General features: G+C 70.6%; 16 protein-coding genes. 10 read left to right on the plus strand and 6 right to left on the minus strand.

Annotated elements, in window-relative coordinates; all coding sequences use genetic code 11:
- The first annotated feature begins 115 nt into the window (after window positions 1-115).
- From MTES_RS17960 to MTES_RS17970, 3 genes are all read left to right on the plus strand, one after another.
- Window positions 116-850 carry an exonuclease domain-containing protein gene (locus MTES_RS17960; RefSeq protein WP_050901813.1) on the plus strand — a complete coding sequence of 245 codons (735 nt, stop codon included), beginning with the start codon at window positions 116-118 and terminating at the stop codon, window positions 848-850.
- 256 nt (window positions 851-1106) lie between these two features.
- A complete protein-coding gene (locus MTES_RS18640; protein WP_013586706.1) occupies window positions 1107-2732 on the plus strand; it encodes an HNH endonuclease signature motif containing protein in 1626 nt (541 codons plus the stop codon).
- A gap of 215 nt (window positions 2733-2947) precedes the next feature.
- Window positions 2948-3763 (plus strand): carbon-nitrogen hydrolase family protein, encoded by an 816-nt coding sequence (locus MTES_RS17970; RefSeq protein WP_013586707.1) that lies wholly within the window; start codon window positions 2948-2950, stop codon window positions 3761-3763.
- Between the two features lie 149 nt (window positions 3764-3912).
- Here the strand turns inward: MTES_RS17970 and MTES_RS17975 are convergent, their stop codons facing one another.
- Window positions 3913-4479, minus strand: coding sequence for an RBBP9/YdeN family alpha/beta hydrolase (locus MTES_RS17975; RefSeq protein WP_197535498.1), 567 nt, complete (start codon window positions 4477-4479; stop codon window positions 3913-3915).
- Window positions 4480-4583: 104 nt separating this feature from the next.
- Between MTES_RS17975 and MTES_RS17980 the strand changes: the two genes are divergently transcribed.
- On the plus strand, window positions 4584-5033 hold the full coding sequence (locus MTES_RS17980) for an Lrp/AsnC family transcriptional regulator (protein ID WP_013586709.1): 450 nt from the start codon (window positions 4584-4586) through the stop codon (window positions 5031-5033).
- A gap of 85 nt (window positions 5034-5118) precedes the next feature.
- Here the strand turns inward: MTES_RS17980 and MTES_RS17985 are convergent, their stop codons facing one another.
- The 3 genes from MTES_RS17985 to glgA all read right to left on the minus strand — a co-directional run bounded on the left by MTES_RS17985 (window position 5119) and on the right by glgA (window position 7531).
- Entirely contained in the window at window positions 5119-5370 is a 252-nt protein-coding gene (locus tag MTES_RS17985) for a type B 50S ribosomal protein L31 (RefSeq protein WP_013586710.1), read from the minus strand.
- 110 nt (window positions 5371-5480) lie between these two features.
- The gene (locus MTES_RS17990; protein WP_013586711.1) at window positions 5481-6263 is read right to left on the minus strand and encodes an ABC transporter ATP-binding protein; all 783 of its coding nucleotides are present in this window, start codon (window positions 6261-6263) and stop codon (window positions 5481-5483) included.
- A 62-nt stretch (window positions 6264-6325) separates the two neighbouring features.
- Window positions 6326-7531 carry a glycogen synthase gene (gene glgA, locus MTES_RS17995; protein WP_013586712.1) on the minus strand — a complete coding sequence of 402 codons (1206 nt, stop codon included), beginning with the start codon at window positions 7529-7531 and terminating at the stop codon, window positions 6326-6328.
- 76 nt (window positions 7532-7607) lie between these two features.
- Between glgA and glgC the strand changes: the two genes are divergently transcribed.
- Window positions 7608-8852, plus strand: a complete 1245-nt coding sequence (gene glgC, locus MTES_RS18000) for a glucose-1-phosphate adenylyltransferase (RefSeq protein ID WP_013586713.1) — start codon at window positions 7608-7610, stop codon at window positions 8850-8852.
- 61 nt (window positions 8853-8913) lie between these two features.
- On the opposite strand, the gene MTES_RS18005 is transcribed toward glgC, so the two are convergent.
- Window positions 8914-9387 carry an S-ribosylhomocysteine lyase gene (locus MTES_RS18005; RefSeq protein ID WP_013586714.1) on the minus strand — a complete coding sequence of 158 codons (474 nt, stop codon included), beginning with the start codon at window positions 9385-9387 and terminating at the stop codon, window positions 8914-8916.
- 381 nt (window positions 9388-9768) lie between these two features.
- Between MTES_RS18005 and serB the strand changes: the two genes are divergently transcribed.
- Window positions 9769-10410, plus strand: coding sequence for a phosphoserine phosphatase SerB (gene serB / locus MTES_RS18010; protein WP_013586715.1), 642 nt, complete (start codon window positions 9769-9771; stop codon window positions 10408-10410).
- A gap of 120 nt (window positions 10411-10530) precedes the next feature.
- A complete protein-coding gene (locus MTES_RS18015; RefSeq protein WP_013586716.1) occupies window positions 10531-11244 on the plus strand; it encodes an alpha/beta fold hydrolase in 714 nt (237 codons plus the stop codon).
- A gap of 53 nt (window positions 11245-11297) precedes the next feature.
- Here the strand turns inward: MTES_RS18015 and fabG are convergent, their stop codons facing one another.
- Window positions 11298-12008 carry a 3-oxoacyl-ACP reductase FabG gene (fabG, locus tag MTES_RS18020; RefSeq protein WP_013586717.1) on the minus strand — a complete coding sequence of 237 codons (711 nt, stop codon included), beginning with the start codon at window positions 12006-12008 and terminating at the stop codon, window positions 11298-11300.
- Window positions 12009-12141: 133 nt separating this feature from the next.
- Here fabG and MTES_RS18025 point away from each other — a divergent pair, with 133 nt between their 5' ends.
- The 3 genes from MTES_RS18025 to MTES_RS18035 are packed head-to-tail and all read left to right on the plus strand — an operon-like array spanning window position 12142 to window position 13574.
- Window positions 12142-12948 carry a DUF4190 domain-containing protein gene (locus tag MTES_RS18025; protein ID WP_013586718.1) on the plus strand — a complete coding sequence of 269 codons (807 nt, stop codon included), beginning with the start codon at window positions 12142-12144 and terminating at the stop codon, window positions 12946-12948.
- Between the two features lie 42 nt (window positions 12949-12990).
- Complete coding sequence (locus tag MTES_RS18030) at window positions 12991-13371, plus strand: DUF3099 domain-containing protein (protein ID WP_013586719.1); 381 nt, start codon at window positions 12991-12993, stop codon at window positions 13369-13371.
- Window positions 13368-13574, plus strand: a complete 207-nt coding sequence (locus MTES_RS18035; protein ID WP_013586720.1) for a hypothetical protein — start codon at window positions 13368-13370, stop codon at window positions 13572-13574. The genes MTES_RS18030 and MTES_RS18035 overlap by 4 nt, the downstream gene beginning before the upstream one ends.
- Window positions 13575-13582: the final 8 nt, after the last annotated feature.

Below are 13582 nucleotides of genomic sequence, written 5' to 3' on the forward strand. Positions count from 1 at the left end.
TCCCCTCCCCAAACCCGGGCCGCACTCATCCTCCACATCCTCGACATCTCGGCATCCCTCCCCTATTCCTGCGCGCCTCGCCGTCCATGTCGGACCCCCGATCTACGGTGACCCCATGACCCTGTGGCAGGCCGAGCCGCTCCCCCTCTTCCAGGCTCCCGAGTGGACGCGTCTCGTGGGCGTCTTCGATCTCGAGACGACCGGTGTCGATGTCGTGAACGACCGCATCGTGACCGCGCACGTGGGGGTCCTCGACGCCGACGGTCACGTGATCGATGCACGCGACTGGCTGGCCGATCCGGGCGTGGATATCCCCGACGGCGCCGCCGCGATCCACGGGATCACCTCCGAGCGGGCGCGAGCCGACGGCGCTCCGGCCCCGCGTGTCGTGGCCGAGGTGGTCGAGGCGCTGAGCGCGCTGTTCGCGGCCGGCATCCCCGTGGTGGCTTACAACGCGCCCTTCGACTTCTCGATGCTCAAACACGAGGCCGTGCGGCACGGGGTCGCCCCGATCGAGGCGCCCTCGCCGGTGATCGATCCGCTCGTCGTCGACAAGACCTACGACCGCTATCGCCGCGGCAAGCGCACCCTCTCGGTCGTCGCCGAGCACTACGCCGTGCCGCTGGAGTCGGCTCACGAGGCCTGCGCCGACGCGGTCGCCGCCGGTCGCCTCGCCCTGGCTCTCGCCGACCGGTTCGCCCCGTGGCTGCCCGCCACGCTCGAGGAGTTGCACACGCGCCAGATCTCCTGGGCCCGGGCCCAGGCGGCGAGCCTCACCGAGTACTTCGTCAAGATCGGTCGTCTGGATGCCACGGCTCCCCCGCTCGACGGGGCGTGGCCGATCCGCTGAGAGGCGAAGAAGGACCGTTGATTGCGGCCGATCGCGTGGGACGTGCGCACGGACGTTGCCGGACGCCGCGATCGGTGGTCCGGTACTTCCCGGCGGGCGCGACCTCCTCTACGTCGGCGGTCCGGCTGAGGATTTCTCCCGGATGTCCGCCCCTTCGCCGAATGTGACGTCCTCCACACCGGCCATCCGACCGAGCTCCTCCCCCGGCATCCCACCCCTCCCCGCCGATGTCGGAGGTCCCCGATAGCGTTTCGACATGGACACTCTCGCCTCCCCCGCAGGCCGGCCGTCGCCGCCGGTGCGGGCGTGCGACGGGGTCCCGTGGCCCGCCGATGAAGAGCTCGACGACGAAGCGGCGTGGGCGCGGCTGCTCGATCTCGGCGTCGCGGACGACTCCGACGACGGACTCTCCCCTGCCGAGGTCTCCCCCGACGATCTCACCGCCCCCTTCGATGCCGTGTCCGCCTCGGTATCCGATCTCGATGCGGTCCTCGGCCATCTCGAGCTGATCGCCGCCGAGCGGCAACGCCTCGCGGCCGAAGAGGACCGCCTCATCGCGACCGTGCTGCGTGACGCCGCCGCCGATCCGACGCCCTGGGTCGGCCCCGACCCGACCCTCGACCCCGCGTGGGAAGATTCGCGGGGCCGCACCCTCGGTGCGGTGCGACGCGACCGCATCGATCTCGCGCAGCGCGCTGCGGCTGCCGAAATGGCGGTGCGTCTGCGCCTCTCGGAGCAGACGATCCGCACGCGCGCCACGCACGTCGAGGTCCTGCAGGAGCGCTGCCCTCGGCTGTGGGACGAGTTCGCCGACGGACGGACGTCCGAGCGCCACGCCCTCGAGGCGGCCCGGCTCGCGACCTCGCTGCCCCACGACGACACGACATGGAGCGCGTTCGACGCTGGCGTCGCCGATACCGCGACCGCACTGACGCCCACGAAGTTCGCCGTCGCCGCGCGTGCGCTCCGCGAGCGCGTGCACGCCGAGTCGGTCGACGCTCGCCACCGCCGCGCCGCGCGAGATCGCGGAGTGTGGATGACGCCCGAACTCGACGGCATGGCGTCCCTCAACGCCCTCCTCCCCGCGGAGAGAGCACGAAGCATCATGGCGCGCCTCGATCGCGCCGCTCGGCACCTGCGCGCCGCACCCGACGAGGAGCGCACGCTGGCGCAGCTCCGCGCGGACGTGCTCGCCGACCTGGTGACCGCTCCCGCCCCCGACGCGGCGACCGCCGGCGATCTCAGGCCCGCTCCCGCCCCCGACGCGGCGACCGCCGGCGATCTCAGGCCCGCTCCCGCCTCCCACGGGGCGACCGCGGGCGATCCGCCACCCGCTCCCGCGCAGCCGGGCGAGGCCGCACACCGGGGCGAAGCCGCACCCATCCCCGCGGCAGCGCGAACCAACCCCTCCTCGCCCACGGTCGTCGTCACCATCCCCGCGCTCGCCCTCCTCGGCACTGACGACCATCCCGCAACGCTTGAGGGATACGGCCCGATCGACCTCGACACCGCGCGCCGCCTCGCGGGCGAGGCCAGATCCTGGATCCGCCTTCTCACCCACCCCGTCACGGGCGCCCCTCTTGTCCTGGATCGCCAGACCTACCGCGTTCCCGCCGCCCTGCGCCGCTGGCTCGGCGTCACGTCGCCCACCTGCGTCTTCCCCGGATGCAACCGCACCGCCCGCGACTGCGATCTCGACCACCTCACCGCCTGGGCCGACGGCGGCACCACGAATGCCGACAACCTCGCGCCGGAGTGCCGACATCACCACCGCCTTCGTCACGAGACCCGGTGGTCGCCCGCGCACGACCCCGTGACGGGCGACCTGCGGTGGACGTCTCCGCTCGGCGGCACGTACGACACCGATCCGCCCCCGTTCTGATCGCACAGCGTTGCCCCGCCGCTCGCCCGCACCCCGACCACACGCGGCAATTCCCCGGCAACCGCGGCACCGCCCCCCACCACCCGCGACGCTGCTTCAGCCACACGCGCGCAGCTCCACCACTTGCCGCCCAACCGACCACCCGCCGCACAGCTCCACCGCGCCACCAGGCCACCTCGCGATCCGCCCTCCCTCATGAATGCCAAACTGAACCCGTGACCTGCCGCATCGCCACCGTCCAGATGGAGGCCGTCCCCGGCGACGTCGACGCGAATGTCGCGCGAATCGCGCACCTCGTCGACGACGCAGCGGCAGGGGGAGCCGATCTCGTCCTCTTCCCCGAGGCCGCCGTCACGGGGTATGACGAACGTGCTTTCGCGGGCCCGCTCCCCCCGTTCACCGCCGGCGGATGGTGGACCCGCGTGCAAGACGCCGTCGACCGCACCGGTGTCACCGCCGTCGTCAACACCGCTTTTCAGCGGGAGGGATGCCGCACCCTCAGTGACGTGATCCTCGCCCCCGGCCGCGAACCGCTCGTCGCCTACGACAAGCAACACCTGCACGACAGCGAGCGCTCCCTCTTCACCCCCGGCGATCACGGCGCATCGTTCGTTCTGAACGGCCTCCGCTTCGCCCTCTCCGTCTGCTACGACGCGAACTTCCCTGAACACGCGGCCGCCGCAGTCAGCGCCGGGGCGGACGTCTACCTCAACAGCGGTGCGTACTTCCCCGGGGGCGAACACCGCCGAGACCTCCACTACGCTGCCCGCGCCCTCGACAACGGCATGTACGTCGCTTTCAGCGGCCTCATCGGCGCGCCACACGCGTTCATCGGCGGCTCCGCCGTCTTCGATCCCGTCGGCCGACGCATCGCCGCCGTCGACGAGGGCGAGCACGTCGCCTTCGCCGACCTGGACGCGGGAGTCATCGCCGAGACGCGCGCGCAGCAACGGATGTGGGCGGATCACCGCGACGAGCTCGGCCCCCACCGGCACCTCGGATCGCTCGAGACGTCGGGCACCACGCGCTGACCGGCGCGTGCTCTGAAACACCGGCACGCGCCCTCGAGACACAGCACCGCGCCGACCGGCACGCGCCCTGAAACACCGGCACGCGCCCTCGAGACACAGCACCGCGCTGACCGGCACACGCCCCGGAGCCCGGGACCATGCTCGCGGCCTCATTCCCGAACGAGTTCGGCGAGCACCGTTCTCCCCCATTCCCACTCGTCCAGGCCGCTCGCGGTGTTGAGGTGCCCGAGCCCGCCGGCGTCGCGGAACGCGCTTCCCCATCCCGAGGCGAAGCGTTCCGCGACCTCGATCGGGCAGTACGGATCGTCGGAACTGGCGACAACCACGCTTCGGCACGAAAGCGGGCGCACCTCGACGCCCACGAAGCTCGATGCAGCCGCGCGCGGAAAGACGTCGCCGTCGGGATCCGGAGGGGCGACGAGCAGCATCCCCGCAACCTCTGCATGCGCGGGCCGCGCCTCCCACCCGGCCGCCGCCCAGCACCCGAGGCTGTGCGCAACCAGGATGACCTCATCGCCGGATCCCGCGCGGTCGGTGACAGCTCGATCGACGGCGTCCACCCAGTCCTCGAGCTCGGGCTCATCCCATGATCGAGGGGCCACCCGCACGGCCGCGTCACGCCATCGCCTCTCCCACCGGGTCTGCCAGTGCTGCTCGCCCGATCCTCCGATGCCGGGAACGATCACATACGCGACCATCGATGACCACCCATTCACTTGTGCACCGCGCGAGCGCGCGGCATCCCTTCCACGAGAATGAGGGATGCACTCGCCTGGCGCATCGACCACAAGCGATGTACAAGCAAATGGAGCCGAACACGATGGAATCACTCGATGCGATCGACCGCCGAATCCTCGAACTACTGCAGAACGATGGTCGATTGACGGGGGCCGAGGTGGGTCGGCGGGTCGGACTTTCTCAGCCTGCAGCAAGCGCGCGCATCCTGCGGCTGGAGCGTGCGGGCGTGATCGCCGGATACCGCGCGGTCGTCGATCCCGCCGCCGTGGGGCTCGTCATCCACGCCGTCATCCGACTGCGCACCACCCACGCCCAGCTCGCCCCCGCCCGCGAGCTCGCCGAGCGCCTGCCGGAGGTCACGTCCATGGTCCGCGTCACCGGGGAGGACAGTCTCCTTTTCGACGTCAACTGCCCCGATGCCGCGCAGCTGGAGAAGGTGGTCGACGCCCTCGCGCGCTTCGGCCCCGTGACGACGTCGCTCGTCCTCAGTACCTACCCCCCGAAGCCGCTGCTGCCCACGCAGTCGGCGTGACCGACAGGCTTTCGCATCCCCCCGAAAACGCGAAAGCCCCCCATCCCGAAGGACGAGGGGCTTTCGCAGCGAGAACCGCTGAGGATCAACGACCGCCGAAGTTCTTGAAGCGCTGGTTGAACTTCTCGACGCGACCGGCCGAGTCCATGATGCGCTGCTTACCCGTGTAGAAGGGGTGCGAAGCCGACGAGATTTCCACGTCGATGACGGGGTACTCCACGCCGTCCAGCTCGATCGTCTTGTCGCTCGAGACGGTCGAACGGGTGAGGAACGTGTCGCCCGAACCGAGGTCGCGGAACACGACGGCCTTGTACGTGGGGTGGATGTCAGTCTTCATGGGAGGTCCTTTGAGAAGTGGTGCCCTGGATTCTGCCAGGACGTCAAAGTCTGCGGCGCCGAAGGCACCAACGGGAGAGTCTACCAGGCTGCGTAACGATTCGCGCGCGGTCAGACGGCCCGCGCGGCGTACCGCCCCGCCTCGTGCGTGAGCGTGATCTCGAGCCCGAACGTCTTCGACAGGTTCTCGGCCGTCAGCGCCTCATCCAGAGGACCGGATGCCACGACCTCGCCATCGCGCAGTAGAAGCACGTGCGTGAACCCGACGGGGATCTCCTCGACGTGGTGCGTCACCATCACCATGGCGGGGGTGGTCGGCGCCTGCGCGTAGCCCGACAGCAGCGTGAGCAACTCCTCGCGAGCGCCGAGATCGAGGCTCGCCGTGGGCTCGTCGAGCAACAGCAGCTCGGGGTCGGTCATCACGGCCCGGGCGATCTGGACGCGCTTCTGTTCGCCGTCGCTCAGCGTGCCGAACGTGCGGTCGGCCAGGTGGTCGAGGCGCCACTCGGCGAGCACGCGCAGCGCGCGGCGCTCGTCGATGTCGTCGTACTGCTCGCGCCAGCGACCCGTCACGGAGTAGGCCGCGGTCAAGACGACGTCGAGCACCGCCTCCTCCGGCGGAACGCGACGCGCCATCGCCGACGAGGCGAAGCCGATCCGCGGACGCAACTCGAAGACGTCGGTCCGGCCGAGCTGCTCGCCGAGGATCGTCACCGTGCCCGACGTGGGGTGGAGCAGCGTGTCCGCGAGCTGAAGAACAGTCGTCTTCCCCGCACCGTTGGGACCGAGCACGACCCACCGCTGATCGTCCTCGACACGCCAGTCGAGGTGGGACACGATGTCCCGCGTGTTCCGGCGGACGACGACGTCGGAGAACTCGAGAACCTGGGGCATGGATCTAGCCTACTGGCCTCGACCCGAGCGACCGGATGCCACGCGGCCCCGCCGTGGAGAGGTCAACGGTGCGACACCGAAGCGCCCGCCACCTCCGCATACAGGGCCGCCGTCGTCTGGGCGATCGCGGCCCAGCTGAAGGCGTCGATGGCGCGCTGACGACCGGCCTCACCGTAGGCGCGGGCCGTCTCGACATCCGTCACCACCTCGGTGAGCACGCGGGCCAGGTCGTCCACGAAGCGCTCGGGGTCCACGGGCGTTCCGGTCCCGTCCTGGACCTGCTCGATGGGCACCAGTCGTCCGGTCACGCCGTCGACCACCACCTCCGGGATGCCCCCGGTCGCCGTTCCCACGACCGCCGCCCCGCATGCCATCGCCTCGAGGTTCACGATCCCCAGGGGCTCGTAGACCGAGGGACAGACGAAGGTCGTCGCGGCGGTGAGGATCGCACACAGCTCGTTGCGCGGCAGCAGACGATCGATCCACACCACGCCGTCGCGCGTCGCCTGGAGCCCGCGCACGAGCTCCTCGACCTCGGCCATGATCTGCGGGGTGTCGGGCGCGCCCGCACACAGGATCAGCTGCACATCCGCCGGCAGCTGCTCCGCGGCCCGGAGCAGGTAGGGCAGCCCCTTCTGCCGGGTGATGCGCCCGACGAAAACCACCGACGGCCGAGACGGATCGATACCGACGGATGCCAGGAATGCATCGTCCGACACCGGATGCCACGCCTCCGTGTCGATGCCGTTGTAGATCACGCGCACCTTGTCGGGATCGAGCGACGGGTAGCTGCGCAGGATGTCGTCGCGCATCCCCGAGCTGACCGCCACGACCGCCGCGGCCCCCTCGTAGGCGGTCTTCTCGATGTAGCTGGACACCGCGTAGCCCCCGCCGAGCTGCTCGGCCTTCCAGGGCCGGAGCGGCTCGAGGCTGTGCGCGGTGACGACGTGCGGGATCCCGTGGAGAAGGGATGCCAGGTGCCCGGCGAAGTTCGCGTACCAGGTGTGCGAGTGCACGACGTCGGCGCCCGCGACGTCGGAGACGATCTCGAGGTCGGTGCCGAGCGTCTGAATGGCGCCGTTCGCCGAGAGCAGTTCCGCCGGAACACCGTAGGACGTCGTGTCGGCCTCGTCACGCGCGGCCCCGAACGCGCGGACCTGCACCTCGGTACCCTCGGCGCGCAGCGCCTTGACCAGTTCGGTGGCGTGGACCCCGGCTCCCCCGTAGATCTCCGGCGGGTACTCCTTGGTCACGATGTCGACGCGCATGAGACGAACCGTAGTACAGCGAAAGGCGCGCCGCGCGCGTGTTCCCGCATCCTCCTACGACCCCTAGTGTGGTGCCATGCCTGCAGCGCCGAAGGTCTTCGGAATCATCCTCGCCGGCGGCGAGGGAAAGCGACTCATGCCCCTGACGGCGGATCGCGCCAAACCCGCCGTCCCCTTCGGCGGCCAGTACCGCCTGATCGACTTCGCGATCTCGAACCTCATCAACTCGGGGCTGCGTCAGCTGGTCGTCCTGACCCAGTACAAGTCGCACAGCCTCGACCGCCACATCTCGCAGACGTGGCGCATGTCGCCGATGCTCGGTGCGTACGTGGCATCCGTCCCGGCCCAGCAGCGGCTCGGCAAGCGCTGGTTCTCCGGTTCGGCCGACGCGATCCTGCAGTCGATGAACCTGATCCGCGACGAAAAGCCCGACATCGTCGTGGTCATCGGCGCCGACCACGTGTACCGCATGGACTTCAAGCAGATGCTCGACGCGCACATCGCCTCCGACGCGCGCGCCACCGTCGCCGGCATCCGTCAGCCCATCTCGCTCGCCAACCAGTTCGGGGTCATCGACACCGATCCGACCGATGCGACGAAGATCCGGGCGTTCCTCGAGAAGCCGCAGAACCCCGAGGGCTTGGCCGATGCGCCCCACGAGGTCCTCGCCTCGATGGGCAACTACATCTTCGACGCGGACGCCCTCGTCGAAGCCGTCACGCACGACGGCGAGCTGCCGACCTCGGCGCACGACATGGGCGGCGACATCGTGCCGTACTTCGTCAACCGCGGCGAAGCGGCGGTGTACGACTTCCAGCGCAACGACGTCCCCGGCTCCACCCCGCGCGACCAGTCCTACTGGCGCGACGTCGGCACGATCGAGTCGTTCTACGACGCCCACATGGACCTGATCTCGACCCTGCCGATCTTCAACCTCTACAACACCGACTGGCCGATCTACTCGCAGACCTTCAACGCCCCGCCGGCGAAGTTCGTCCGCGACTCGGTCGGACGCATCGGAAACGCGATCGACTCGATCGTCTCTCTCGGGTCCGTGCTGTCGGGCACGCACCTCGAACGCAGCGTGGTCGGCCCGTGGGCGCTCGCCGGCGGCGGGTCGACGATCACCGACTCGGTGCTGTTCGACAGCGTCCAGGTCGGCGCGGGAGCGCGCATCCACCGCGCGATCCTCGACAAGAACGTCGTCCTCGAGCCCGGCGCGACCATCGGCGTGGACCGCGAGCGAGACCTCGCGCGCGGCTTCACGGTGACCGAGACAGGCATCACCGTCGTGGGCAAGGACGCGCACGTCCACGCCTGATCCACAGACGAAAAAGGGGCGGTGACCACCACGGTCACCGCCCCTTTGCGTGGGAGGTCTCTCACACCCCGACGCGCTGGAACGCGTCGTGGCTGATGCCCTTCTCGAGGACGACTTTCGACCACTCGCGCGCGCTGTGCAGGCTGTGGTCGCGGTAGTTGCCGCAGCTGAAGGCGTCGGTGCCGGGCACGTCGTCCCACTGCACGTCCTCGGCGATCGCGCGCAGGGAGTCGGTGATCGCGGCGACAAGGACCGGCACCTCCGGCTCGCCCCACATGATGACGTGGAATCCGGTGCGGCATCCGAAGGGAGAGATGTCGATGAGACCGTCGATGCGGTCGCGGACGAGGCTCGCGAGCAGGTGCTCGATCGTGTGCAGCCCCGCGGTGGGGATCTCGCCCTCGTTGGGCTGAACCAGCCGCAGGTCGAAGTTCGTGATGACGTCGCCGCGCGGGCCCGTCTCGGTGCCGATCCGGCGCACGTAGGGGGCCAGCACGGCGGTGTGGTCCAGGGTGAAGCTCTCGACGTCGGCCATGGAAGGTCCCTTCTCAGAAGTCGGCAGTACCGGAAAAGCCTACGCGCGGCCGGCCGGCGGATGACCGCGCGTGACGCCGCGCGACGAACTCCGCCCGAACCGCGGAGTGTGGAGCGCCTGCCAGCGCCCGCACGCACGCACCGCCGCAGGTGCCCACGCACGAGACCGCGCGACGAACTCCGTCGAACCGCGAGCGTGGACCGCGTGCCAGCGCCCGCACGCACGCACCAGCAAATGCCCCCGTACGACGCCGCGCGACGGACTCCGGCGAACCGCGAGCGTGGACCGCGTGCCAGCGCCCGCACGCACGCACCGCCGCGCAGCAGACGCCCACGCACGACGCCGCGCGACGGACTCCGGCGAACCGCTAGCGTGGAGCGCGTGCCAGCGCCCGCTCGATTCCTCGTCGTCCTCGATGCCGACTCGACCCTGATCCGCAACGAGGTCATCGAACTCCTCGCCGACGAGGCCGGTCGCGGCCCCGAGGTGGCCGCGGCGACCGAAGCCGCGATGCGGGGAGAGGTCGACTTCGCGACCAGCCTGCGCTCGCGGGTGAAGGCTCTCGCCGGCGTCCCCACGGAGGCGTTCGCCCGCGCGATCGCCCGTATCGAGCCGACCCCCGGTGTGCGCGAGCTCATCGCCGCCGTGCACGAGCGCGGCGGTGCCGTGGGCGTCGTCTCGGGTGGGTTCCACGAGGTGCTCGACACCGTCGCGCCGGATCTCGGTGTCGATGCCTGGCGCGCCAACCGCCTGGTCGCCTCGGGCGGTCTCCTCACCGGAGAGGTCGATGGCGACATCGTGGATGCCACGGCCAAAGCCGACACCCTGCGCTCCTGGGCCGCGGAGCGCGGCGTGCCTCTTCCCCTCACGCTCGCGATCGGGGACGGCGCCAACGACCTCGAGATGATGGCGGCCGCCGGCCTCGGCCTCGCGTTCAACGCCAAGCCCGCGGTGCGCGAGCGCGCCGACCTCGTGATCGGCGAGGTCGACCTGTCCGAGGTCATCGCGCTACTCCCCCGCTGACCCCGTCGAGGCAACCGCCCCCACCCCGCCCCCACCCGCGCAAAGGTCCCTGAGCCCGTCGAAGGCACCGCCCCGCCACACCCCCTCGCGGATGTCGGAACCCCGCCCTACCCTCGACGCATGAACGTCATCCTGGTTCCCGGTCTGTGGCTCACCGCCTCCTCGTGGGATGCCGTCATCCCCGCCCTTCTCGAAGCCGGCCATCGCCCCGAGGCCCTGAGCATGCCGGGCATCGGAATCCCAGCCGCCGGCTCGGCGCACATCGGCATCGCCGACTGGATCGACGAGGTCGTCCGGGTGATCGACCGCGACGACGAGCCGGTCGTCCTCGTCGGTCACTCGGGAGGGGCGAACGTCGTGTGGGGTGCGGCCGATGCGCGGCCCGATCGGGTCGCACGCGTCGTCTTCGTCGATGCCGTGCCCCCGCTCGACGGCGCGCGGATCTGGGAGTTCCCGATCGTCGACGGGGTCGTTCCGTTCCCGGGGTGGGATTCCTTCGACGACGAGGAGGTCGCCGACCTCGACGCGCAGACGCGTCACCGCGTCGAGGGCGAGACCACGTGGATCCCCGCCCGCATCCCCACCGATCCGATCTCCCTCTCGGACGACCGTCGCCACGGCATCCCGATCACCCTGATCACCTGCCTCATGACGTCAGCCGACACGAGGAAACTCATCGACGACGGCGCCCCGTGGATCGCCGAGCTGGCGGCCGCGGCCGACCTCGAGATCGTGGATCTGCCCGGTGGCCACTGGCCGCAGTTCGCGCAGCCCGACGCCCTCGCCCAGGCCCTCGTCGCGGCGATCCGCACGGAGCCGGTGCGGGCGCGTTGAGGACGGGAGCGAGGTGAGCCGCACGTGCCCGGCTCGTGGTTCGGAGCCTGAGCTCAGTGCCCCATGCCCAGGCCGCCGTCCACCGGGATGACGGCACCCGAGATGTACGCCGCGTCGTCGCCGGCGAGCCACGTCACGACGCCGGCCACCTCGTCGGGCGAGGCGAACCGCCCCGCGGGGATGTTCTTCTTGTACTCCGCCTGCGTGTCCACCGGCAGTTCGGCGGTCATATCCGTCTCGATGAATCCGGGCGCCACCACGTTCGCGGTGATTCCGCGTCCACCCAGCTCACGGGTGAGCGAGCGGGCGAATCCGACGAGGGCGCTCTTGGAGGCGGCGTAGTTGATCTGTCCGGCCGAGCCGTAGAGACCGACGACGCTGGAGATCAGGATGACGCGCCCCCAGCGAGCCTTGAGCATGCCCTTCGAGGCGCGCTTGACGACGCGGAACGCGCCGCCGAGGTTGGTGTTCACGACGCTGTCGAAGTCGTCCTCGCTCATGCGGAGAAGCAGCGTGTCCTTCGTGACACCGGCGTTGGCGACGACGACCGCGATCGGTCCGAGCTCGGCCTCGACCTGGGTGAACGCGGCGTCGACGGCGGCGGCATCCGTCACGTCCGCGCGCACGGTGAGAGTTCCTTCGGGGCCCTCGCCGGAGCGCGCGGTCACGGCGACGCGCCAGCCCTCCGCCACGAACCGCTCCGCGATGGCGCGTCCGATACCGCGATTTCCTCCGGTGACGACGACGATGCGGTCCTGCGACATATGAACTCCTGCATGGCGGGGCGGAAAGGAACCGGCCCAGCCTATCCGCGGCCGCTCGAGGTTTGACACGACCCTCACGGCGCTGGAACGCTGGAGCGGAGCGCGCCGACCACCGCTCGAGAGAGGGAACGTCGTGAGCGACAACAACACCCCCGACCCGAACACCGGCGAAACCGGCGCCACGTCGGGAACCGACGCCTCCCCCGAACTGACCAGCGACGCCTCCGCGACGAGCAACGCCGCCCCGGAGGCACCCACGAGCCCCTCGGGGGGCTACGCCGCCGCTCCGCCGCCCCCGCCCGGGTACGACACCCCGGCGTACGGCTCCTCGGCCCACGCCGGCCCCACCGGCGCCAACGCGAGCGACGCCAGCTCGACCGACGTCAGCCCGACCAGCCCCGGCTCGAGCGACGCCGACGCTCCGACGGCCGCGACCACCGGCGGATACGCGGGTGGGTACACGACTCCGCCCGCCCCCGGCTACGGCGCCCCGGCGGCCGACGCCGCCCCCGCGTATCCGGGTTACCCCACTCCCTCGGCCGACGCCGCCCCCGCCTACGGCGCCACGCCCTACGGAACGCAGGGCTACCCGGCGCCCGCCTACGGAACCGCTGCATACGGCGCACAGGGCTACTCCGGCTACGGCACGCAGGGCTACGGCTCGTACGCCGCGGCCGCGCGGACGAACGTGCTCGCGATCATCTCCCTCGTCGGGTCGATCGCGGGATTCTTCATCCTGCCGTTCGCCGGCCCCCTGGTCGGCGTCATCACCGGGCACATCGCTCTCGGCCAGATCAAGCGGAGCGGCGAAAAGGGTCGTGGCATGGCCCTGACCGGAGTCATCCTCGGCTGGGTGAACATCGCGCTCGCCGTGATCTTCATCGCCTTCATCGTCATCGTGGCGATCGCGGGCGCGAGCAGCTCCAGTTACCGCTACTGAACGGTCCGCGTCCCACGCGAACGGGCGTACCCTGGGGGGACCGTGAAGACTTCGCAGCGCGCCCTTTCAGCGACGTCTCTCCCGCAGGCCCCGCGGGAAGACGCCGGTTCCCGTTTCACCAAGTACATGGTGATGATGGGGATCCGCATCGCCTGCTTCGTGCTGATGGCGGTTGTGCACCCGTACGGCTGGTACACGTTCGTCTTCGCGGCCGGGGCGATCTTCCTCCCCTATCTCGCCGTCATCGTGGCGAATGTGGGCGCCGACGTGGGGGCGCGCACCGCCGAGACGCCCGAGCGGCAGATCGAGGCCCCCGGCGCGACGACGCCGACGCCGCCTCCCGCGGCACCGACCGTCATCCGTATCGCCGAGACGCCGCGACTCGACGCCCCTCGCGACGCCCCTCGCGACGACGCATCGTGAACGCCGAGGCCGCGGAATGCTCGCGAGCCGGATGCCGTGACACCGCCGTCTGGGCGATCCGGTGGCGCAATCCCCGGATCCACACCGTCGACCGCCGGAAGACCTGGGTGGCGTGCGCCGAGCACGTCGTCTACCTCCGGGAGTTCCTGAGCGCGCGCGACTTCCCCGTCGAGGTGCAGGCACTGGCGGGGGAAGCGTCGTGAGCGCCCGG

It is taken from the genome of Microbacterium testaceum StLB037, assembly GCF_000202635.1.
In the GTDB taxonomy this organism is placed as follows: Bacteria; Actinomycetota; Actinomycetes; order Actinomycetales; family Microbacteriaceae; genus Microbacterium; species Microbacterium testaceum_F.